Genomic DNA, 19,994 nt, shown 5'->3' on the forward strand with positions numbered 1-19,994 from the left:
TTATCCAGCAGGAGTAAGCAGGGTCGGCCACGACGAGATGAACGCGAATGAGCTGTAGCTGCTCATGTCGATGTTGTTCGAGAACGCGGTGGCGGACTGTCCCCACCAGAGCGGGACGCTGATGACGTCTTCGGCCTGCAGCGTCTCGGCCTCGATGAGGAGGTCGATGCGGGCAGCGGAGTCGGTTTCAGCGCCGATACGTTCGAACAGCGAGAGAACTTCGGGGTTCTCGTAGTTCGAGATGTTGTAGTCGCCGAGCATGTACGTCGACACCTCCGCTGGGTCGCCCAGCGTGGAGAAGTACCACATGAGGCCAACGCCGTAGCTGCTGTCTTGTTCGAGGCTTGCGAGCCATTCCTCGATCGGAACTTCGCGCACGTTCAGCGTGATGCCGATCTTGGAGAGGTTCTCGGCGAGCGACTGAGCTGCGGTGCCGAGCTGCGGTCCCGTGGAGGGGAACAGCATGTCAGTTTCGAAACCATCCGGGTAGGCGGAGGCGGCAAGGGCTTCAGCAGCGGCGTCGAGGTCGAACGGATACTGCGGAATCGTTGAGAGCAGGTCGCGAGCGTCGTCGGCGCTGTAGACGCTGCCGAGGGACTCGGGAGTGGCGATCGCGGTGGCAACTTCGCCGTGGCCGCGCAGCAGCTTGTCGACGATGGTGGTGCGGTCAACGCTGTGCGCGAAGGCTTCGCGCACCTTCGGGTCATTGAACGGCTCGAGGGCGGTGTTGAAGTACATTCCAACGTACGAGAGGTCGTTCACGTAGTCGACGCGCATGCTGTCGAGGTCTTCCCACTGGCTGGATTGTGCCAGCGGAACGTTGAACGCGATATCGATGTCGCCAGACTGAGCAGCAAGCAAACGCGTGCCCTCATCCGGAATGAACTTCACGTTGATGTTCTTCACTTCGGGAAGGTCGCCCCACCAGCTGTCAACGCGCTCGAAGTTCACGTGTGAGTCGGGAACAAAATCGGTGACCTTGTACGGGCCCGAGCCGAGAAGCAGGCTGCTGCTTGTGCCCACTTCGCCGTTGTTTTCTTCCCAGAACTTTTGCGACGTGATGAAGGCGGCGCCACCCGTACTCATGTTGGCGGCGAAGGCCGAGTCGGGAGCGGAGAGGGTGATGGTGACCTCAAGGTCGCCCGTCTTCTCGACGGTGTCAACGCCGCCCAAGTAGTAGGAGAGGCCGGGCGAGCTGGTTTCGTCGCGTGCCTGCTCCAAGCTGAAGACGACGTCGTCGGCGGTGACCGGGGTGCCGTCTTGGAACATGGCATCGTCGCGCAGTTCGTAAACGTAGGTCACGTCATCCGGCTGGTCCCATGATTCGGCGAGGCCCGGCTGCAGGGCACCGTCGGCGTCGATCGAGACGAGACCTTCTTGAGTGATGGAGGCGATGTAGTAGTTCAGGATGCCGCTCTCGGCGCCGACGTACAGGCTCGAGAGTGATCCGGGCAGCGCCACCGTGATGGTGTCGATGTTGCCGTCGCCGGTCGGGGTGCTCGACGTGGCGCAGCCAGCGAGCAGCAGGGCGGAGGCGGCCACGGCGACGGTGGACGCCCGAGCCCCCTTAGCCAGGGTGGAGTTAGTCGATCTCATGCGAAGTTCGTGCCTTTCGGTGAGCGTTACAGGAGGTGTAAAAGGAGAGGATGCAAATTTCGCGCGTTGGAGGTGCGAGTGCTGTGACAGTGCCGCGCGATCACTGCTGGTTTTCCGGGCCACCTCGCGCATGGCCAGCAGCCGGAGGGCCACTGCGATGCTTGGAGTGTCGGCGGAGTCGTCGAGCGTTGTCGCATAGATGCGTCGACGAAGTTTGGGCTGTAACTCGAGGGCAACGACGCCGTCGGGCAGAGTAGTGGTGGCAATGGCGAGTTCTGACAGGAACGTCACGCCGATTCCGGATGCCACGAGCGCGAGTGCCGCGTCGGTCTTGGTCACATCGTGCCGCAGCGTGGGCTTCTCGCCGAGGGCGGTCGCGACGGCAACAAGCTGCTCGGTGCAGGTAGCCGGGCCGCCGATCCATGTAAAGGGAAGAAGCCCCGCGACGCTCGCGGTGGTGCCGAGCTGGTCGGCAATCGCGCGCGGAACAATCGCGAGCACATTTTCGGAGAGTAAGAAGCGCGAGCGAAGACCATCGGCGCTCGTGTGCGAGCTCGATGCCACCGAGTGGTCGCTCGTGTAGCGATAGTCAAGGGCGATGTCGGCACGGCCATCGGCGACCGCGGTGAGGGCGGCATCCGGTTCGGCTTCGCTGAATTCAACGTGGATGCCCGGAAACTCACGATCGAGGCGCGACAGCAGTGGCGCGATGATGCTGGCAACGGCGGCCGGGAACGCGGCGAGACGAACGGAACCGCGGTCGAGGCCGAGGTGAGCGGTGAGGTCGCTGGCTGCAGCCGTGATGGCGGCATCGATGCGCGGAGCGTGGCTGGCGAGCAGAGCGCCCGCTTCGGTGAGTTCCATGCCGCGCGGTGTGCGCGCAACGAGAGCGATGTTCAGGCGAGCTTCGCTGCGCTTGAGGTGCTGCGTGATGGCGGGCTGGCTGAAGCCGAGGCGCCGAGCGGCGGCGGAAACACTGCCGGTGTCGTGGATGGCGACGAGGATGCGCAGCATGTGAAGGTCGAGCGCGCGCGTGAGTTCGTCGAGGTTGGCGGATTCGTGCGGTGTGCCCTGCATAACGACACCTTATGGCCAAACGCCACCGGCATAACGTTACAGAATGATTAACTTTGGCTAGGGGGCGTGACGCAACCCTTTCGGGGGCAGGTCGAATAGCGCCCGGAAACGTACTCTTAAATCATGACAAGTTCTCGACGCCTGCCCGCACTCATCTCGGGCGCCGTAGCTCTTTCCCTCGTTCTGGGAGGCTGTTCGCTCGTCGAGCAGGCAATGACCTCGGCGGGGGAAGGTGTTCTGGCTCATGCGGCACTCGCTGCGGCAGTGGCCGACATCGAAGCTCTGGATGCAGTGGAGGACGCCTCGTACGAGATCCGAGAAGATGCTTCTCTGGGTGACATTGGCGCAATCAGTGTGACTGCCGATCCGACTCTTGACAGTGTCCAGCTGGCACAGTTCGCCGAGCAGTTTCGCCACAGCTTCGTCGCCCTTGAGCAGGTGACGCTTCGGCCCCAATTTAGTCTGAAGCTTGCGGGCGAGACTGTCGGAAAGTTTGATCTCTGGGTAATCCCTCCAACAAACGATGGTTTTGTCGAAAATTTTGAGTTCTGGCGGGCTACCTCCGCAGCCGTCGAGACTGAACTGTGGCTCGAAATCTTCCCCTCATCCTCCTCTCTGGGGATCAGGTCTATTGCGATCCCGTTCGAGGCCGACCTCGATGCGGCAACGGATCGCGTGGTTGAGAACTATGAAGCTCTCGAAGCGTTCGTGGCTGTCGACTCCTTGCTGTTTCACGAGGCCGACTACCTTGACTATTGGCAAATTGCGGGCGTTCAATCTATCGATGAGCTTGCTCCGTTCGAGTTCGTAGAGCTGGTGCGAGACCTTCGTGAGATTGTGCCGTTGTTCTCGTTCTCTGAGGGGTCAGATGCTTTCCCCGGCGATGCTGATTATCCCGAGGGCTTGAGCGCGCAATGGGGAGGTCCCCTAAGCTTCAGCGGTCGGCCGGAGATTGCCGTGCTGAGTAACGAATACTCCGACGAAGCGTGGAGCACGGCGGTTCAAGCCGCCGTGCGCACCATCCAGATGGCCAACGTGAACTTCAAATACAGCGCCGGCGACCGGACATTTTCGCTGCACACTTCTGCGTGCAGCGGTTCCGTGGATGCAACCGCGGACGATGTGCTCTTGTTCGAAACTCTGGTCGATTATGGTGTGACACTTCCATTCGGTGGAGGACCGGGCGCTTGCATCCCGTAGTGCCGCTAGCGACCCAGGGTGGCTTCGCGGACGGTAGAAGAAGAGGATGAGCATTGAGATTTCAGCGGCGGATTGTGAGTGCGCTGGCGGCGCTGTCGTTACTTGTTCCCGCGCTGGCGGGGTGCTCGTTCATGAGAGATGACGTGGCGGGTATCAACGTCGACGGACTCAGCGAATCGCAACAGCAATTCCTGGTCGAGAGCGTCGCGCAGCTACGGCTGATCGGGGGCATCGGCGAGGTTTCGGTAGCGCCGATCTCCGGTGCCGCCTGGGACAGTCCCGCCATGATCGAGGTCGAGGTGGGCGAAGTATCCGCTGAGAATCAAGCGCGCGCCGTTGTCGAAACACTGCGCCGAGTGTCCGGAAAGTACCCTTTTTTCGAGGTCCCGGCAGCGTTCACCATTCGGGTGGCGGGAGAAACTGCCGGTCGTTTTCGGGTAGCGGGCCTCGGGCTCTATCCCGACTTTGTCATGGGAAACTTCGATTATTGGCGAGCACTCGAGAAAGCCCTCGACACCGAGCTGACGATGGTGGTCTTTGCTGACGATTACGACCAGGTTTCGCATTCGCGATATATCGCTCCCGGCTACGGTGCCGCGGCACGAGAAACTATCACTCACGTCATGGCGAACTACGAAACGCTCTCGACGCTTTCCTTGAGTCAGCGTACTGGCGGCCTCGACTTGGCTGCAGTACGGGATAGCAGTCACGAGTATTGGGCGCTCCCCGGGCTCTTTGCCTCTGGCCAACTTCCGCCGCGGGAAGTTTTCGAACTGGTGGATGCTCTCAGTCGCTCTTTTCCGTTGCAAGAGAATGCGTGGCTCGGCCTCGACTACTACTTCGACTATCCAGCCGCTCTCGCCGCGGCTGGCGCGCTGGTGCGGTGGACGGACAACGAAGCTGCACTGCACGGCCGAGAGGTGGCAATCAACAGCGCTGAGTACCGCGATGACGAGTGGCCGGCAATCCTGTCCGCTGCCGCAGACACTGCCCACGTCACCGGCCTCGACTTCGGCTATGCCTCGCCCGAGCGCGAGTTTCGTTTTCACACTTCCCCTTGCGAGGGCACGATCGAGCAGACCCCAGACGACGAACTGCTCTTCGCTGCGTTGCGCGAGGGCGGCGCCGTATCCCTCGAAAGGCTAGCGCCGGGGCGCTGTGTCCCCGACTATCCGCAGTCGCGGGGTGGCGGTTCTGCGTCTGGCGACCGGTCGTAGAGTGCTCGACTGCTTCGGCTAGCGTTCAGCAGCCACGAGAAGCTCGCCAACTTCACATTCGAGCGCTGCGCACACCGCAAACAGCGTCGAGAAGCGGATGGCGCGAGCTCGGTCGTTCTTCAGAATCGACAGGTTCACGACGCTCACGCCCACAATTTCGCTCAACCGTGTGAGCGTCATCCCTCGCTGCTCGAGCAGTTCATCAAGCCGACAGTGGATGCCGGTGGCATCGTTCTCATCCGCAGGCGCCATCAGACGAGGCCGTCGGTGTCGCGCTGCAGGCGCTGACCGAATTCGAAGGCCCCGGCGACCATTCCGAGAGCGAGTCCCCAGGCGAGGGGAGAGAAATCGAGGATTATCTCGAATATCACGAGGCCCTCACCGGTGCCATTTGTTGCGAGCACTCCGTCGCCAAGAAACTTCACGAGTTCGGCGTTCAGGATGGCCTGAATTAGCGGTGTGAACATGCCGACGGCGATGACGAGTATTGCGGCCGCGAGCGTTGCCCAGGTCGCCGAGCGAGCGAAGGGTCGCTGCTTGAGCAGCCGCGTGCCGAGAAAGTACACGATCACGCTGAGGCCGATGGTGAGTAGGGCGCTGAGTGCTGTTTCGGAGACTATGATCCAGCGCACAACGGTGGGCGGAGCGTCGATGGCGAGGGTGACGGAGTCGTAGGTTGCACTGCTGATCGGGCTGACTCCGTCGGCGAGCTCCGGAGAGCTCGAGTTCTCGATCGGCAGCCCCGCGACGGTGAGAGTGTGCGCGGTCAGGATGAAGAACGTCCGAACGGCAACGAAAATGAGGCTCACGACGCCCACGACAAGAGCTCCGATGGTGATGACACGAAGTCCTCGACGGTCGAGAACTTCAAGACGCTTGATCGTGCGCGGTGATATTTTCATGGTGATTGCCCCAACGTTTACCGATACTAACGATAATCGTTAACATAATGCTTATCGATATGGCGCGCAAGAGCCAATTGTGCGTCTCATGACGGGCTCTCCCGACTGCGCTCATTACCTGCAGGTGAAACGTAAGGTTGAGTCATGAATTTTCGGCGGCGAGTCATGGGCGCCCTTATCGCGACCGCTTTGCTTGCGCCGGCGCTGGGGGGCTGCGCGCCTTTCGGCGACGGAGAGAGCAATCTCCCCATCGATGAACTCACTCCTTCGCAACAGCAGCTTCTCGTGGAGAGCATCGCGAGCGTGCGGCAGATTGCGGGCATTGGCGAAGTGTCTGCCACCGCGATATCGAGCGAGCTGTGGGAGAGCGCCGTGATGGTCCAGGTCGATGTGAGCGAAGGCTTCGCATCCGAACAGACCCGAGCCATTGCCGCAACGATGAATCGTGCATCCGGCGATCTCCGAGAACCCGCGCTGCCTGCGGCCTTCACGATTCGAGTAGCGGGGGATGCCACTGGCAGTTTTCGGGTGGCAAGCCTCGGGCTTGATCCGGACGTGGTTGCCGACAACTTCGCCTACTGGCAAGCGCTTGAGGAGGCGGCCGGTATCGAGCTCAACATGATCCTCTTTCCCAGCGGTTACGACGACGGTTTCTATTCGCGAATAGTTTCAGCGCCCGGCGGGGCGCCTTCGCAAGACACGATCTCCCACTTTATTGACAACTACGACGCTCTTGCTGCGGTTGTTCCGATTCAGGCGAGCGACGGCAACTTGTTCTCCGCTGTCGGCAACAGCGGCTACGAAGCGTGGTCACTGCCTGGGCTAAATGTCAACGGTCCACTTCCGCCGAAGGAAGTTATTGATCTCGTCGAGGAGATCCGCCAGGTTTATCCGCTGCAGCAGAACTCCTGGTACGACCTCGGTGTAGACCTCCCGGAGTATTCGCCGGAGGGTGCGACGGTGCGCTGGACGGATGACGACACGGTATTGCAGGGCCGGGATGTCTCGATCTTCTCTGCTGAATATCGAAAGGAGGACTGGCCAGCGATCGTGGCTGCTGCAGCCGGCGCCACCACTCTGACCGGGTTTGATTTTCGGTACTTCTCTTTCAAACGCGAATTTCAATTTCATGTCTCTCCCTGCGACGGAACAATCGAGCAGACCGCAGACGACCAACTACTCTTCGATGCCCTGTCCGTGAGCGGCGTTGCGTCGGTGGAAGACATCGCTCCGGGGTTCTGTGCCCCCGACTACTACTAGCCGCTAGCCCACGCCTTCGCACTCAACGTCGGAAGCTGGTCTTCGCGTTTCTTAGCGCTAGCCGTGCACAGTCACGCCTAGGGCGAACAGCGGACTATTTCGCGATTTCTCTGGTTAGTCTCTTTACATCGGTACCGAATCTGTAGCGGTATCTAAGGAGTGAAGAGATGTTTGAGAGATTTACCGACCGCGCCCGTCGTGTAGTCGTTTTGGCCCAAGAAGAGGCCAAGATGCTCAACCACAACTACATCGGCACCGAGCACATTTTGCTTGGCCTCATCCACGAGGGTGAAGGTGTTGCCGCTAAGGCGCTTGAGTCGCTGGGTATTTCACTCGACTCCGTGCGCGAGCAAGTGCAAGACATTATTGGCCAGGGTCAGCAGCAGCCGACCGGGCACATTCCCTTTACGCCGCGTGCCAAGAAGGTACTCGAACTGAGCCTGCGCGAAGCGCTGCAGCTCGGCCACAACTACATCGGCACCGAGCACATCCTGTTGGGCCTCATCCGCGAGGGTGAAGGTGTTGCCGCTCAGGTGCTCGTGAAGCTCGGCGCTGACCTCAACAAGGTTCGCCAGCAGGTCATCCAGCTGCTCGGCAGCTTCCAAGGCAAGGAAGCCGTTGCGGTTGGTGGCAACGAGTCTGCGCCCGACAAGGGATCGCAGGTTCTTGACCAGTTCGGCCGCAACCTCACTCAGGCGGCTCGCGATGGCAAGCTCGACCCCGTTATCGGTCGCGAGAAGGAGATGGAACGCGTTATGCAGATCCTCTCCCGCCGCACCAAGAACAACCCTGTACTCATCGGTGAACCCGGTGTCGGTAAGACTGCCGTTGTTGAGGGCCTCGCCAACGCGATCGTTGCTGGCGACGTTCCCGAGACGCTGAAAGACAAGCAGCTCTACTCGCTCGACCTCGGAAGCCTCATCGCTGGTAGCCGCTACCGCGGTGACTTCGAAGAGCGCCTCAAGAAGGTCACCAAGGAGATCCGCACCCGCGGCGACATCATCGTCTTCATCGACGAGATCCACAGCCTCGTCGGTGCCGGCGCTGCTGAAGGTGCCATCGACGCCGCCTCCATCCTCAAGCCACTGCTGGCTCGTGGCGAGCTCCAGACCATTGGTGCAACGACCCTCGACGAATACCGAAAGCACTTTGAGAAGGATGCCGCGCTTGAGCGCCGCTTCCAGTCCGTGCAGGTGCACGAACCTAACCTGCCGCACACCATCAACATCCTTAAGGGACTGCGCGACAAGTACGAGTCGTTCCACAAGGTATCCATCACTGACGGTGCCATTGTTGCCGCAGCGAACCTCGCCGACCGTTACGTCGCCGACCGTTTCCTGCCCGACAAGGCCATCGACCTGCTCGACGAAGCTGGCGCACGCCTGCGTCTGTCGATCCTGTCGGCACCTCCCGAGCTGCGTGAATTCGACGACAAGATCGCCGACGTTCGTTCGCGCAAGGAAGGCGCCATCGAAGACCAAGACTTCGAGAAGGCTGCAAGTCTGCGCGACGAAGAGAAGAAACTTCTCGGAGAGCGCCTGCGCCTTGAGAAGCAGTGGAAGTCGGGCGACGTCGGCGCGAGCGGAATCGTGGATGAAGGTCTGATTGCCGAAGTTTTGGCAGCAGCAACCGGCATCCCGGTCTTCAAGCTCACCGAAGAAGAGTCCAGCCGCCTTATCTTCATGGAGAAGGCACTCCACATGCGCGTCATTGGTCAAGAGGAAGCCATCTCGGTTCTCTCCAAGACCATCCGCCGCACGCGTGCTGGCCTCAAGGACCCCAACCGTCCGAGTGGTTCGTTCATCTTCGCCGGTCCGACCGGTGTGGGGAAGACCGAGCTCGCGAAGGCTCTTGCCGAGTTCCTGTTCGACGACGAGTCGGCCATGATCTCGCTCGACATGAGTGAGTACGGCGAGAAGCACACCGTTTCGCGACTGTTTGGTGCCCCTCCCGGATTCGTAGGATTCGAAGAGGGTGGCCAGCTCACCGAGAAGGTGCGCCGCAAGCCGTTCAGCGTTGTGCTCTTCGACGAGATCGAGAAGGCTCACCCCGACATCTTCAACTCGCTCCTGCAGATCCTCGAAGAGGGTCGCTTGACCGATGGCCAGGGTCGCGTGGTGGACTTCAAGAACACCGTCATCATCATGACCACCAACCTCGGTACCAAGGACATCACCGCTGGCCCCATGGGCTTCCAGGTGGAAGGCGACTCAGCAACGACCTACGACCGCATGCGCGGCAAGGTTGTTGAGGAGCTGAAGAAGCACTTCAAGCCTGAGTTCCTCAACCGTGTTGACGAGACCATCGTCTTCCCGCAGTTGAGCAAGCCTGAATTGCTGCAGATCGTTGACCTCTTCATCAAGCGTCTCTCCGAGCGCATGATGGATCGCGACCTCACCGTCGAGATCACTGTTCCTGCCAAGGAGCGTCTCATCGAAGTCGGGTTCGACCCCGCCCTCGGTGCCCGACCGCTTCGCCGCGCAGTGCAGCACGAGGTGGAAGACGCGCTTAGCGAGAAGATTCTCCACGGTGAGCTCAACGCCGGTGACCACGTGCACGTTGACTTCGTTGACAACAAGTTCGTGTTCGTCACGAGCCGCCAGCCCGGTCTCCCCGAAAAGGAGCCGGCCGAGGTCGAGGCCTAAGCCTCCGACCTTGCCACCACGGCATTAGCCACACGACAGCGGCTGCCCGACACCTTCGAGTGTCGGGCAGCCGCTTTGTCGTTAACGGCCCCCTGAGCGGTACCGTTATGGCGTGACCACCTTCAGCATCCGCCCGGCACGAACGCACGACGTGCGGGCCATTCAGGGCCTTATCGAGCCGCTGGTGAACGAGCGCATCCTGCTCGGCAAAGACCTTGTGGTGTTTTACGAGGCCGTGCAAGAGTTTCGCGTCGCCGTTGCCCCCGATGGTTCGGTCATTGGATGTGGTGCCCTGCACGTGATGTGGCAAGACTTGGCCGAAGTGCGCACGCTTGCTGTCGCCTCCGAGTGGCTCGGCACGGGTGTCGGCCACGCGCTGCTCGATCAGATCGAAGCGGATGCGCGTGCGCTGGGCCTTGAGCGACTGTTCTGCCTCACGTTTGAGACCGCATTCTTTGCTCGGCACGGCTTTGAACCGGTCGAGGACGAAATCGTTGATCCGACGGTATTTGCCCAGTTGGCGCTCTCTCCTGACGAGGGCGTGGCCGAATTTCTTGATCTTTCCCGTGTAAAACCCAACACCCTCGGCAACACGCGCATGCTGAAGCACCTTTAGCGGCCTCAGACGTTTAGCCTTGCGGTATGTCGACGTTTAGGAATCCGGTCGGCCCGCAGTCAAGCAGCGTCTACTGGCGCCGGCGCTTGATCGTCGGGCTAGGGCTCCTTGCTGTGATCGCGATCATTCTGCTGATTATCTTCGGCCCGAAGGCATCAACAGACCCCGCTGCCACTTCTGCGAGTACGGAGCCATCGGCAGCGGCATCCAGCTCTCCAGCGGCTACGGATGCCTCCGGATCAGCAATCTGTGACCCGGCCAAGCTCAGCCTCGAAGCGGTCACCGACTCCTCGAGCTACGACGAGGGCCAGAACCCTCAACTGTCGTTCTCGCTCAAGAGCACCATGACGGAACCCTGCGTAGTTGAGGCAGGCAGCGACATCCAAGAGTTCGTAATCACCAGCGGTGACGACGAGATCTGGAACTCCAAGCACTGCCAGACCGCCGGCGAACCGACCACCGTCGTGCTCCAGCCCGGTGTGCCCGTGCAATCAAGCTCCATCGAGTGGGATCGCACCCGCTCGGCAACAGACACGTGTGAGTCAGACCGCCCCGTCGTGACGGCCGGTGGTGCCAGTTACCACCTCGAAGTTTCGGTCGGCGACATCGGCTCTGAGAGCACCAAACAGTTCTTGTTGAACTAACCCGGATAGGTCATGGCTTCTTCAACCTCCGCGGCGCAGAGCGCCGAATTCAGTTCCCCTATGCTCGCGCAGGCTCTTGAAGCTGGTGACCCTATGTCGGTCGCCCTCGCGCTGCGCAACGACCGCGTTATGGTGCCGATGCTCGTCGACGTCAGTAGTGGCGAGGATGCGGCGGAGGGCGCTGAGCCTCAAGTGCGCGTGTTCCGACGGGGCGAGGCTGACAAGTACATGCTTCTGCTGTTCTCGTCGGTCGATACCTATGTCGCGATGCTTCCCGAGGAAACCGACCACCAGGTCGTGGCGTACCGGGCGGATGATTTGCGTGCCTTTTTGGAGACCAATAAGGGCGTTTTGGAGTCGGTGTGGTTCGACGTCGCGGGCCCGCACGCGATGCAGGCGTCCCCCGATGACATCGTGGATGCCCTCACGCTTTCGTGACGAGCGTCGCCAGAGCATCGCTGTGGCGCAAATTGCACGATGCTCGTTTGGTGGGGTCGTTGACCCAGTTCAGGGGACAAAGAGCCCAAAATAGACCATTTTGGGCCTTTTTCGGCACTCTTTAGGGTTACATCCAGACTCACGCCAACATCAATGTTATAAACAGGCCTTTCTATCCCCCGTCTGTGCCAGTTACTCTGTTCCACGTGGAAGACAACAGTTTCGGTGTGCCAGCGGGATGGTACCCAGACCCTCTTGGGTTGCCCCAGTTGCGCTGGTGGGATGCCCAAGCCTGGACTGAGCACACCTCAGATGCCCGTGCCCCTATCGTTGTGCAGCCGTCAGCGACCAAGCTGGCCTTCGCGGATGACGACGATGAAGACGACTTCAACGATGACATCGGCGGGTACCCTTCCCGACGTGCGCAGCGCGATAGTGAGCGCGACAGTTCCGCTGACTTCTTGGTCACAGAGACTCGTAGCGAGCCGGAGCCGGAGACCGCACCCGTTCACGACGAGCTAAGCGCACAGCCGCTGCTCGCGATGACACTGCGCGAGCTCGAAGCTCCCGTTGATGAGACTCGTGAGGCCGAAGAGCCTCAACTGCTTCCCAAGTCGGCCACCGCTCACGCGAACACGATGCCTGGCGCATCCACGCTGAGCGCCTACGCCGAAGAAGAAGAAGCTCCCGAGCGCGAGATTCGCCAACACCGTACCTACAACGCGGCTGTCTGGCTTATCGCCATCCTGCCCCTCGTGCAGTTGTTGAGCGCCATGTTCCTCATTGCAGGCGCGGGCCTGGGTAACAACCTGCCGTTGCTCCTCGTGGTGTGGGTCGCGCCGTACATCGTGGTTCTTGGTCTTGCCGCCTACGACAACCTCTTGCTTCAGGTGTGGGGCCACGAACGCCCCGCGAATGCAGCTTGGGCGTTCTTGACGGCACCGGTCTACCTCGTGATGCGCGGTATCCGCACAATGCGCGAGACCGGTAAGGGCATCGCCCCGATCGCTACGTGGTCGGCAACTCTCGTCTCGCTGGTGATCGGAATGCTGATCCTTCCGGGTCTTATCATTTCGCTCATCCCGCAGACCTTCAGCACTCAGATCGAGGATTCGATTCAGGCTCAGGCGGCAACGCTCGGCGCCAACATCGAACTCGACTGCCCGGCAACTCCGCCGGTTCTTATCGGTGACACCTTCACGTGTCGCGCAGTGAAGCCAGACAATGGTCAGCGCGACTCGATCCTGGTGAGCTTGCAGCGCGAAAACGGCTGGATCAGCTGGCGCGTAGAGGACTGGGGTCTCTGGACCTTGTTCGGCTAGCCACTCGGCTTCCACAGTTTCAGTCGCAACGGCGGCTCGTCTTCGGATGAGTCGCCGTTGCTTCGTTAAGTGCGGCTGGTGGTGCCGTGCGCTCTAGAACTCGGGGATCTGCACGCGCTCGTCGGTGGCGCCAGCGAAAGCGAGTCGCAATGCTTCACGCACGTGAGCGGCATCCGAATCAATCACGGTGCTGAAGCCCAGACGGGTGGCCTCTGCGCGGCGCTGTTTAGACGACGACGCGGGGCGAATCTCGCCAGCGAGGCTGATCTCGCCGACGACAGCCATCGTGGCTGAGTACGCTTTGTCTTTGTACGCGCTGGCGATGGCGAGAGCAATGGCGAGGTCGGCGCCAGGCTCAGTGACCCGGATGCCGCCCACCGTCGAGACGTAAACGTCGAACGTGGAGAGCGGGATTCCCGCTCGCCGCTCGAGTACCGCCAGCAGCATGGCCACGCGCGAGGCGTCAACGCCGTTCACGACGCGTCGTGGTTGCGGGGCTTGGGATTTCACGATGAGTGCCTGAACCTCCACGGGGAGGGCACGTCTGCCTTCCAGCGCGATCGTGACGCACGTGCCGCTGACGGGCTGACGTGCGTGCGAGAGGAACAGGCCACTGGGGTCAGAGACTTCGGCGATTCCTTCGCCGGTCATCTCAAAGCATCCGACTTCTTCGGTGGAGCCAAAACGATTCTTGTGCGCGCGCACGAAGCGCAGCGCGGTCTGGCGGTCGCCTTCGAACTGCAGCACGACATCCACGAGATGTTCGAGCAATCGGGGGCCGGCGATGTTGCCATCTTTGGTGACGTGGCCAACGAGCAAGATGGGCAAGTTCTGGTCTTTGCTAACGCGGATGAGCGTGGAGGCCACTTCGCGCACTTGCGAGGGACCGCCGGCAATGCCCTCGGTCGCGGCGGAGGCTACGGTCTGCACCGAGTCCACGATCACGAGCTGGGGTTTGACGTGGTCGATCTGGCCGAGGATGGTGCCGAGATCAGTTTCGGCCGCGAGAAAGAGCGAGGGGTGCAGGGCGTTGGTGCGCTCGGCGCGCAGCCGCACTTGGCTCACGGACTCCTCGGCGGTCACATAAAGCACGCGCTGGCCGGATGCTGCTGCGCGCGACGCGACCTCAAGAAGCAGGGTGGACTTACCCACGCCGGGCTCGCCGCTCAACAGAATGGCGGCTCCGGGAACAACCCCGCCGCCGAGCACTCGGTCAAACTCGGCGATGCCGCTTGGCCAGTGTGCGACGGACTCGGCGCCGATCTCGGTAATGGAGCGCGCGCCGCTGGCCTCAGAGACCGCGACGGTCGAGACCCGCTTGGTGATGCCGGTAGCTGCCCCAGCGTCGGTCACGGTGCCCCACTGCTGACATTCGCCACAGCGGCCTACCCATTTGATGGAGGTCCAGCCGCACTCAGTGCAGCGAAAATTACTTACAGCTCGGGCCATAGTTCAAGACTAGGCGGCACGACTGACACCGCTACGCGAGCGTCAGGAAGAGCTTCTCGATGTCGTCTTTCGTCATGCCGTCGTGGCTGCCCTGGCCATCGGCGTCTTCGGTTGAGCACGACTGCAGTGCATTGGCGATGATCATGAAGCCGGCGCGGTCGAGAGCCTTGCTCACCGCCGAGAGTTGCGTCACGACATCTTTGCAATTCGAGTCGGCGCCCATCGATTCAATGAGGGCGCGAAGTTGTCCCTCGGCACGCTTGAGGCGATTCATGATCTTGCGCATGGCCTCGGGATCGTGGCCAGCATCGGCAACGACTGCCGTGGCGTCCGCGGTGCCGGTGGCTGCAGCATCCGTTGTCATGATCAATTGCCCTTCGTGACGGGCAGGCCAGCGTTACGCCACGCTGACGTTCCGCCCTCAACGTTGACGGCGTCGAAGCCCTGAGTGTTGAGCCATTCGACGGCTTGTGCACTGCGGCCGCCGCTTTCGCAGATGACGTACACGGTGTCGTCGCGGTCGAGTTCTTCGACCCGGGCAACGAGTTCTCCGAGCGGAATGCTCGCGGCAGCGGGTGCATGCCCCGACACGTATTCAGCGGGTTCGCGCACGTCGATGACGACGGGGTTGGTGAGTTCAGAGAGCGTGTGCGTGGTGATGGTGTTCATGAAATTCCTTGCGAGTGATGAGGTGAGTGAGGTGGGTGAGAGAGAAAGTGGGGGAGCGAGCGCCGACGGTTACGCGGTAGCCGCGCTCCACGTGCGGTAGCCGCCGTCGAGGTTCACGGCGTCGAAACCATTCTGGGCGAGGATGCGCACGGCGGTGTGGCCGCGCTGTCCGACCTGGCAGTGCACGATGACGCGGCGGTCACCGAGTTCATCGAGACGCTCGCGCAGCTCGTCGAGCGGAATGTTGACGGCGTGCGGGATGGCGCCGCGTTCGAATTCGGCGACGGTGCGAACATCCACCAACAGGGTTCCTGCTGCGAGTTCGGCGTCGATCTCGTGCCACTGAATCGAGGCGCTGAGGTTGTCGCGCAGGTTCTTCGCGACGTAACCGAGGTGGTTGATCGGGTCTTTAGCCGAGCCGTACTGCGGGGCGTAGGCAAGCTCAAGGTCGGCGAGAGCGCTCGCGGTGATGCCGAAGCTCGTGGCAGTGGCCAGCACATCCATGCGCTTGTCGACACCTTCTTTACCCACCGCCTGAGCACCCAGAATGAGATCTGTCTCGGCATCGACAATGAGCTTGAGGGAGAGCGACTGAGCACCGGGGTAGTAGCCGGCGTGCGACACGGGGTGGGTGTGGATAACGCGGATGTCGCGCCCCGCAGCCCGTAGCGCCCTTTCGGTGGAGCCGAGGCTCGCGACGGTCAGATCGAAGACGCCGACGATCGCGGTGCCGAGGGCCGGCTTCGATGCCACCTCGTCGCCGGCGAGAGTGTCAGCGAGGTAGCGGCCATCGCGGTTGGCGGGGCCTGCCAGAGCAACGAGCTCGTGTTCACCACTGATAGCGCCGACCTTTTCAGCGACGTCACCGACGGCATAGATGCGAGGTTCGCTGGTCTGGTAGCCAGCGCTGACCCGGATGCCGCCAGCGGCTCCGGTTGCCAGTCCAGCGTGCACGGCGAGGGCATTGTCGGGGCGCACGCCGATTGCCGCGACGACAACGTCTGCCGCGACGCTCGAGCCGTCGCTGAGCTGGACGGCGGAGTCATCCACCGCAACCGCCTCGGTGCCGAGGCGAAGATCAACGCCGTTGGCGCGCAAGTGGGCTTCGACGGGCGTGACCATTTCGGCGTCGAGCGTGCCGAGGATGTGAGCGGGGCGCTGCACGAGGGTGACGTTGAGGCCGCGCTTGGCGAGGTTCTCGGCCATCTCGACGCCGATGTAGCCGGCACCGAGTACGACGACGTTCGCGGTCGTGGCGTCGAGGTCGCCGAGGGAAGTGTGGAGGGCGTCGACGTCTTCGATGTTGCGGAGTACGAGCATCCGCTCGCTGCCGGGGATGGCCGGGATGGCGGCGCTCGCGCCGGTCGCAATTACGAGCTCGTCGAAGTGCTCGGTGTTTGTCGAGTCGTCGCTGCGGTTGTGCACCGTGATGCTGTGGCCGGCGGGGTCAATCGCGGTGACTTCGTGGTTGACACGAACGTCGAGGCCGAAGCGGCGGCCGAGGCTCGCGGGAGTCTGGAGCAGTAGTTCGTCGCGCTCGGTGATGACGCCGCCGAGGTAGTAGGCGAGGCCGCAGTTGGCGAAGGAGACATGGCCGCTGCGCTCGAAGACCACGATCTCGGCGCGCTCATCGCGACGGCGCATGCGGGTGGCGAAGGACATTCCGGCGGCTACTCCACCGATAACGAGGATGCGGCGGGGGCGTGGTGTGGTGGCGGTGCTCATTGTTCGAGCATACCCCTAGGGGTATGCCGCGAGCCAGTTGTTCTCGCCGAGCGAAACCCACTCGACGGCAATTGCTGAGGAATGCGCGATTTTAGTGCGATCGTGTTTACGATGGGGTACCGAACAAGGGAGCATCGCTGTGGCCGACAAGACTTTCGATCCGCGGTTCGACCCCGCCTTTCAACGGGGATACGCGGCAGAGGAGCGCGGCGAACGAGCAGGCGCCGTTCAGGCTGCAGGAGCTGTTGACTCGTATCGTGCGGAGACTGCCGGCGCGAGCACACAGCAGCGCCCGCTTGGCACGAGCGGTGGGGCTGAGCAGCGTGCTGAGGCATCCGCGCCGCCGCCCTTTGTTTCACCCGCGAGTACTTTGGCACCCGCTCTCGGGACGTCGACAGAGTCGGGTGCTCCTGACCCGCAGTCGCAGTACGTGGACGACACGGGAGCGACAGCAGGAGCGGTAGCCGGCGACGTCGCGACCGCTGCGCCCGCAAGTCTCGCGCGCAACCCCTGGCTCTATGTGTTGTGGGCACTGGGAGTGATGTCGATCGTCGCGACGACGGCAACGCTCTGGTGGGCAAATTCGATTCTCTACGGCAATTCGAATGGAGCGCTGGAGAGCTACGCGATGGTCGCCAGCGTGCAGTCGTTGGCTCCCGGCGGGTTCATTCTGGGCTCTGTTTCTCTGGTGGGAGCCCTGCTTCTCCACGGCCTGAGTTGGATGCGTAAAAACCAGTGAACGCGCGTCGCCAATATCTGTACTAAACTCTCTCCCGGTACCGTGTCCGAGCGGCCGAAGGTGCAACTCTCGAAAAGTTGTGTGTGTGAAAGCGCACCGTGGGTTCAAATCCCACCGGTACCGCCAAAGAAAAGCCCCGCATTCCTAGTGAATGCGGGGCTTTTTTGTGTGCGTAACGTGTTGCCGGTTTTAGAGTCGTGACTTATTACTGGGTCGATCAGGATCATCCTCGCGAAATGGCAGCGCGGCAACGACGAGCGCGGGGATAAGAAATCCCATAGCGAACGACAGCCAGAAGAATGAGCCGAAAGCACGGTCCTTGCGTTTTGCCGCCATCGCGACGAGGAGCGAAACGAGCACGTTGACAAGGACGAGTCCGCCCAACACCAACGAGTACGCAAGGTCATAAGTTGCCGGAAGTAATGGGTTCACGAGGCCACCCTATCGACTCGACGCATGCCGAGCATTGGCTCAAGTTCCCAAGGAGACGTCGAGCATGTCCTCGAGGGTTTCGCGCACGAGCGATTCGCGAGTCTCGCGACTGCGAAAGTTGACGAGTTGGTAGGCCGAGGTGGCATCCACGAGTGCGAAGAGCACGAGCGCTGCCCGCTCGGGGCTCACCGGGGCGAATTGGCCGGCATCCTGACCTGCGCGGATGATGCCGATGGCGAGAGCATGCCAGGAATCCATTGATTGGCGGGCGGCTTCGGCCAGCGGCTCGTTGCGTCGGCCGAGGCTCCACGCGTCGGTCCAGACTTCGCCGACGTTGTCTCGCGCGGGATCGGCGATGGCCTCAATGAGCGCGCGAATCTGATCGAGGGGCTTGTTCGGCGCGAGAGCGAAACGCTCGACTTCGGCAATTTCCTTCTCGGCAATGTCAGAGAACGTGGTCGCCACGAGGGTTTCCATGCTGGGCTCGTAGTGCGTGATGAGGGGTGCGGTGACTCCGCAGTGGGCGGCGAGAGCGCGCAGCGAGATTGCGGCGAGGCCACGAGTCAGTGCGATCTGCTGAGCCGCGTCGCGGATTTCGGATGCTCGCTCGGTAGCGTTTCGTCGTCGAGTTGTGCCTGCTGCCATCCTCGCAGTGTAGCCGTTCTTGACTCTTATTGAACAGGTGGTAAATAATGGTGAGCATGAACACCATTGATCGCGACGTCGTCATCGTCGGAGCCGGCGCCACAGGCCTCACCGCAGCGAGAGCTCTCGTTCGCGAAGGCCACAGCGTGATCGTGCTCGAAGCGCGCGACCGCATTGGTGGTCGCCTCTGGACCGATTCGATCGACGGCCAAATGTTTGAGATCGGTGGTCAGTGGGTATCTCCTGACCAGACCGCACTCATCGACACCCTTGCCGAGCTCGGCCTCGAAACGTACTCGCGCTACCGCGAAGGCGAGAGCGTTTACGTCTCGAAGGATGGCGTGGCTCGCCGCTTTACGGGAGACATCTTTCCGGCGGGGGCTGCGACTGAGGCGGAGATCACTCGGCTCATTGCCGTGCTCGACGAGCTCGTCGCTGAGCTTGACCTTGAGGCTCCGTGGGAGCATCCGCGGGCCACAGAATTCGACCGCATCTCGTACCGCGCGTGGCTAGAAAGCCAGAGCGCGGATGCCGAAGCAATCGACAACATTGCCCTGTTCGTTGCCGAGGCGATGCTGACCAAGCCCGCCCACTCGTTCTCGCTGTTGCAGGCGTTGCTCATGGCAGCAAGCGCTGGCAGTTTCAGCAATCTCGTTGACTCCGACTTCATTCTCGACAAGCGTGTGGTGGGTGGTCTGCAGCAGGTTCCGCTCGTGATGGCTGAGGCGTTGGGCGACGACGTCGTTCGACTCTCGCAGCCGGTTCGCCGCATTGAGTGGAACGCCGCTGGCGCGACCGTCACGAGTGATGAACTCACGGTCACCGCGAAGCACGTCATCGTCGCTGTGCCGCCGAACCTCTACGACCGCATCGACTACGTTCCGGCTCTGCCGCGCCTGCGCCAGCAGATGCAGCAGCATTCCTCGCTCGGTCTCGTGATCAAGGTTCACGCTACTTACGCGACCCCGTTCTGGCGGACGGCTGGCCTCTCCGGCACCGCGTTCAGCCCGTACCAAATCGTGCACGAGGCATACGACAACACGAACCACGGCGAAGAGCGCGGCACTCTCGTGGGCTTCGTGTCGGGGGAGCGGGCCGACGAACTGTTCGCGCTTGATCCCGCCGACCGCAAGCGGCGCATCCTCGAATCACTCGCCACCTATTACGGCGATGAAGCCTTGACCCCGGCCGTGTACTACGAAAGCGACTGGGCTTCCGAAGAGTGGACTCGTGGCGCATACGCGGCGAGCTTCGATCTCGGCGGCCTGACTCGCTACGGCGCTCTGCAGCTCGAGCCGGTCGGGCCGATCCAGTTCGGCTCGAGCGACCTCGCGGCGGCCGGCTATCAGCACGTTGACGGTGCTATTCGGGTGGGACAGCGGTTGGCATCCACCATTATTGAAGCGACGAAAGGCTAG

The 19,994-nt window shown here is 61.8% G+C and carries 19 protein-coding genes and 1 tRNA gene; 11 read left to right on the forward strand and 9 right to left on the reverse strand.

The window, feature by feature from the left end; translation table 11 throughout:
* Positions 1-2,673 carry an ABC transporter substrate-binding protein gene (locus CLV85_RS02935; protein WP_100388101.1) on the reverse strand — a complete coding sequence of 891 codons (2,673 nt, stop codon included), beginning with the start codon at positions 2,671-2,673 and terminating at the stop codon, positions 1-3.
* 123 nt (positions 2,674-2,796) lie between these two features.
* Between CLV85_RS02935 and CLV85_RS02940 the strand changes: the two genes are divergently transcribed.
* A complete protein-coding gene (locus tag CLV85_RS02940) occupies positions 2,797-3,873 on the forward strand; it encodes a hypothetical protein (RefSeq protein ID WP_100388102.1) in 1,077 nt (358 codons plus the stop codon).
* A gap of 53 nt (positions 3,874-3,926) precedes the next feature.
* Positions 3,927-5,090 (forward strand): hypothetical protein, encoded by a 1,164-nt coding sequence (locus CLV85_RS02945; protein WP_147433338.1) that lies wholly within the window; start codon positions 3,927-3,929, stop codon positions 5,088-5,090.
* 18 nt (positions 5,091-5,108) lie between these two features.
* Here the strand turns inward: CLV85_RS02945 and CLV85_RS02950 are convergent, their stop codons facing one another.
* Both CLV85_RS02950 and CLV85_RS02955 read right to left on the reverse strand, forming a co-directional pair.
* Positions 5,109-5,342: a helix-turn-helix domain-containing protein gene (locus CLV85_RS02950; protein WP_100388104.1), complete on the reverse strand. Its 234-nt coding sequence runs from the start codon at positions 5,340-5,342 to the stop codon at positions 5,109-5,111.
* The gene (locus CLV85_RS02955; protein ID WP_100388105.1) at positions 5,342-5,992 is read right to left on the reverse strand and encodes a hypothetical protein; all 651 of its coding nucleotides are present in this window, start codon (positions 5,990-5,992) and stop codon (positions 5,342-5,344) included. Before CLV85_RS02955 ends, CLV85_RS02950 begins: the two co-directional genes overlap by 1 nt.
* Positions 5,993-6,136: 144 nt before the next feature.
* Here CLV85_RS02955 and CLV85_RS02960 point away from each other — a divergent pair, with 144 nt between their 5' ends.
* The 6 genes from CLV85_RS02960 to CLV85_RS02985 all read left to right on the forward strand — a co-directional run bounded on the left by CLV85_RS02960 (position 6,137) and on the right by CLV85_RS02985 (position 12,917).
* Positions 6,137-7,252 (forward strand): hypothetical protein, encoded by a 1,116-nt coding sequence (locus CLV85_RS02960; protein ID WP_147433339.1) that lies wholly within the window; start codon positions 6,137-6,139, stop codon positions 7,250-7,252.
* Positions 7,253-7,419: 167 nt separating this feature from the next.
* A complete protein-coding gene (locus CLV85_RS02965; protein WP_100388107.1) occupies positions 7,420-9,897 on the forward strand; it encodes an ATP-dependent Clp protease ATP-binding subunit in 2,478 nt (825 codons plus the stop codon).
* Between the two features lie 112 nt (positions 9,898-10,009).
* Complete coding sequence (locus CLV85_RS02970; RefSeq protein ID WP_100388108.1) at positions 10,010-10,513, forward strand: amino-acid N-acetyltransferase; 504 nt, start codon at positions 10,010-10,012, stop codon at positions 10,511-10,513.
* Between the two features lie 26 nt (positions 10,514-10,539).
* Positions 10,540-11,157: a lipase chaperone gene (locus CLV85_RS02975; RefSeq protein ID WP_100388109.1), complete on the forward strand. Its 618-nt coding sequence runs from the start codon at positions 10,540-10,542 to the stop codon at positions 11,155-11,157.
* Between the two features lie 93 nt (positions 11,158-11,250).
* The gene (locus CLV85_RS02980) at positions 11,251-11,595 is read left to right on the forward strand and encodes an SseB family protein (protein ID WP_244899823.1); all 345 of its coding nucleotides are present in this window, start codon (positions 11,251-11,253) and stop codon (positions 11,593-11,595) included.
* 206 nt (positions 11,596-11,801) lie between these two features.
* Positions 11,802-12,917, forward strand: coding sequence for a DUF2510 domain-containing protein (locus tag CLV85_RS02985; RefSeq protein WP_205030313.1), 1,116 nt, complete (start codon positions 11,802-11,804; stop codon positions 12,915-12,917).
* Between the two features lie 93 nt (positions 12,918-13,010).
* On the opposite strand, the gene radA is transcribed toward CLV85_RS02985, so the two are convergent.
* The 4 genes from radA to CLV85_RS03005 form a co-directional block, all read right to left on the reverse strand.
* Positions 13,011-14,366 (reverse strand): DNA repair protein RadA, encoded by a 1,356-nt coding sequence (gene radA, locus CLV85_RS02990; protein ID WP_100388112.1) that lies wholly within the window; start codon positions 14,364-14,366, stop codon positions 13,011-13,013.
* Between the two features lie 31 nt (positions 14,367-14,397).
* Positions 14,398-14,730, reverse strand: coding sequence for a metal-sensitive transcriptional regulator (locus tag CLV85_RS02995; protein WP_100388113.1), 333 nt, complete (start codon positions 14,728-14,730; stop codon positions 14,398-14,400).
* Positions 14,731-14,732: 2 nt separating this feature from the next.
* Entirely contained in the window at positions 14,733-15,035 is a 303-nt protein-coding gene (locus CLV85_RS03000) for a rhodanese-like domain-containing protein (protein WP_100388114.1), read from the reverse strand.
* A gap of 69 nt (positions 15,036-15,104) precedes the next feature.
* Complete coding sequence (locus CLV85_RS03005; RefSeq protein WP_100388115.1) at positions 15,105-16,760, reverse strand: FAD-dependent oxidoreductase; 1,656 nt, start codon at positions 16,758-16,760, stop codon at positions 15,105-15,107.
* Between the two features lie 139 nt (positions 16,761-16,899).
* Here CLV85_RS03005 and CLV85_RS03010 point away from each other — a divergent pair, with 139 nt between their 5' ends.
* Entirely contained in the window at positions 16,900-17,499 is a 600-nt protein-coding gene (locus tag CLV85_RS03010) for a hypothetical protein (RefSeq protein ID WP_100388116.1), read from the forward strand.
* Between the two features lie 36 nt (positions 17,500-17,535).
* A tRNA-Ser gene (locus CLV85_RS03015) sits at positions 17,536-17,625 on the forward strand.
* A 63-nt stretch (positions 17,626-17,688) separates the two neighbouring features.
* Here the strand turns inward: CLV85_RS03015 and CLV85_RS03020 are convergent.
* Positions 17,689-17,931: a hypothetical protein gene (locus CLV85_RS03020; RefSeq protein ID WP_100388117.1), complete on the reverse strand. Its 243-nt coding sequence runs from the start codon at positions 17,929-17,931 to the stop codon at positions 17,689-17,691.
* Positions 17,932-17,970: 39 nt separating this feature from the next.
* Complete coding sequence (locus tag CLV85_RS03025; protein ID WP_100388118.1) at positions 17,971-18,576, reverse strand: TetR/AcrR family transcriptional regulator; 606 nt, start codon at positions 18,574-18,576, stop codon at positions 17,971-17,973.
* Positions 18,577-18,632: 56 nt separating this feature from the next.
* On the opposite strand from CLV85_RS03025, the gene CLV85_RS03030 reads away from it, so the two are divergent.
* Positions 18,633-19,994, forward strand: a complete 1,362-nt coding sequence (locus tag CLV85_RS03030; protein ID WP_100389247.1) for a flavin monoamine oxidase family protein — start codon at positions 18,633-18,635, stop codon at positions 19,992-19,994.

Origin of the sequence: Salinibacterium amurskyense, from assembly GCF_002797685.1 — a bacterium.
Lineage (GTDB): Bacteria > Actinomycetota > Actinomycetes > Actinomycetales > Microbacteriaceae > Rhodoglobus > Rhodoglobus amurskyensis.

What these genes read in the sequence shown, in the direction of transcription:
- CLV85_RS02935 (WP_100388101.1), bottom strand. Translation starts at nt 2,673, where the DNA reads ATGCAGGGCACACCGCACGAATCCGCCAACCTCGACGAACTCACGCGC.
- CLV85_RS02940 (WP_100388102.1), top strand. Translation starts at nt 2,797, where the DNA reads ATGACAAGTTCTCGACGCCTGCCCGCACTCATCTCGGGCGCCGTAGCT.
- CLV85_RS02950 (WP_100388104.1), bottom strand. Translation starts at nt 5,342, where the DNA reads ATGGCGCCTGCGGATGAGAACGATGCCACCGGCATCCACTGTCGGCTT.
- CLV85_RS02955 (WP_100388105.1), bottom strand. Translation starts at nt 5,992, where the DNA reads ATGAAAATATCACCGCGCACGATCAAGCGTCTTGAAGTTCTCGACCGT.
- CLV85_RS02960 (WP_147433339.1), top strand. Translation starts at nt 6,137, where the DNA reads ATGAATTTTCGGCGGCGAGTCATGGGCGCCCTTATCGCGACCGCTTTG.
- CLV85_RS02965 (WP_100388107.1), top strand. Translation starts at nt 7,420, where the DNA reads ATGTTTGAGAGATTTACCGACCGCGCCCGTCGTGTAGTCGTTTTGGCC.
- CLV85_RS02975 (WP_100388109.1), top strand. Translation starts at nt 10,540, where the DNA reads ATGTCGACGTTTAGGAATCCGGTCGGCCCGCAGTCAAGCAGCGTCTAC.
- CLV85_RS02980 (WP_244899823.1), top strand. Translation starts at nt 11,251, where the DNA reads ATGTCGGTCGCCCTCGCGCTGCGCAACGACCGCGTTATGGTGCCGATG.
- radA (WP_100388112.1), bottom strand. Translation starts at nt 14,366, where the DNA reads ATGGCCCGAGCTGTAAGTAATTTTCGCTGCACTGAGTGCGGCTGGACC.
- CLV85_RS02995 (WP_100388113.1), bottom strand. Translation starts at nt 14,730, where the DNA reads ATGACAACGGATGCTGCAGCCACCGGCACCGCGGACGCCACGGCAGTC.
- CLV85_RS03000 (WP_100388114.1), bottom strand. Translation starts at nt 15,035, where the DNA reads ATGAACACCATCACCACGCACACGCTCTCTGAACTCACCAACCCCGTC.
- CLV85_RS03005 (WP_100388115.1), bottom strand. Translation starts at nt 16,760, where the DNA reads ATGAGCACCGCCACCACACCACGCCCCCGCCGCATCCTCGTTATCGGT.
- CLV85_RS03025 (WP_100388118.1), bottom strand. Translation starts at nt 18,576, where the DNA reads ATGGCAGCAGGCACAACTCGACGACGAAACGCTACCGAGCGAGCATCC.
- CLV85_RS03030 (WP_100389247.1), top strand. Translation starts at nt 18,633, where the DNA reads ATGAACACCATTGATCGCGACGTCGTCATCGTCGGAGCCGGCGCCACA.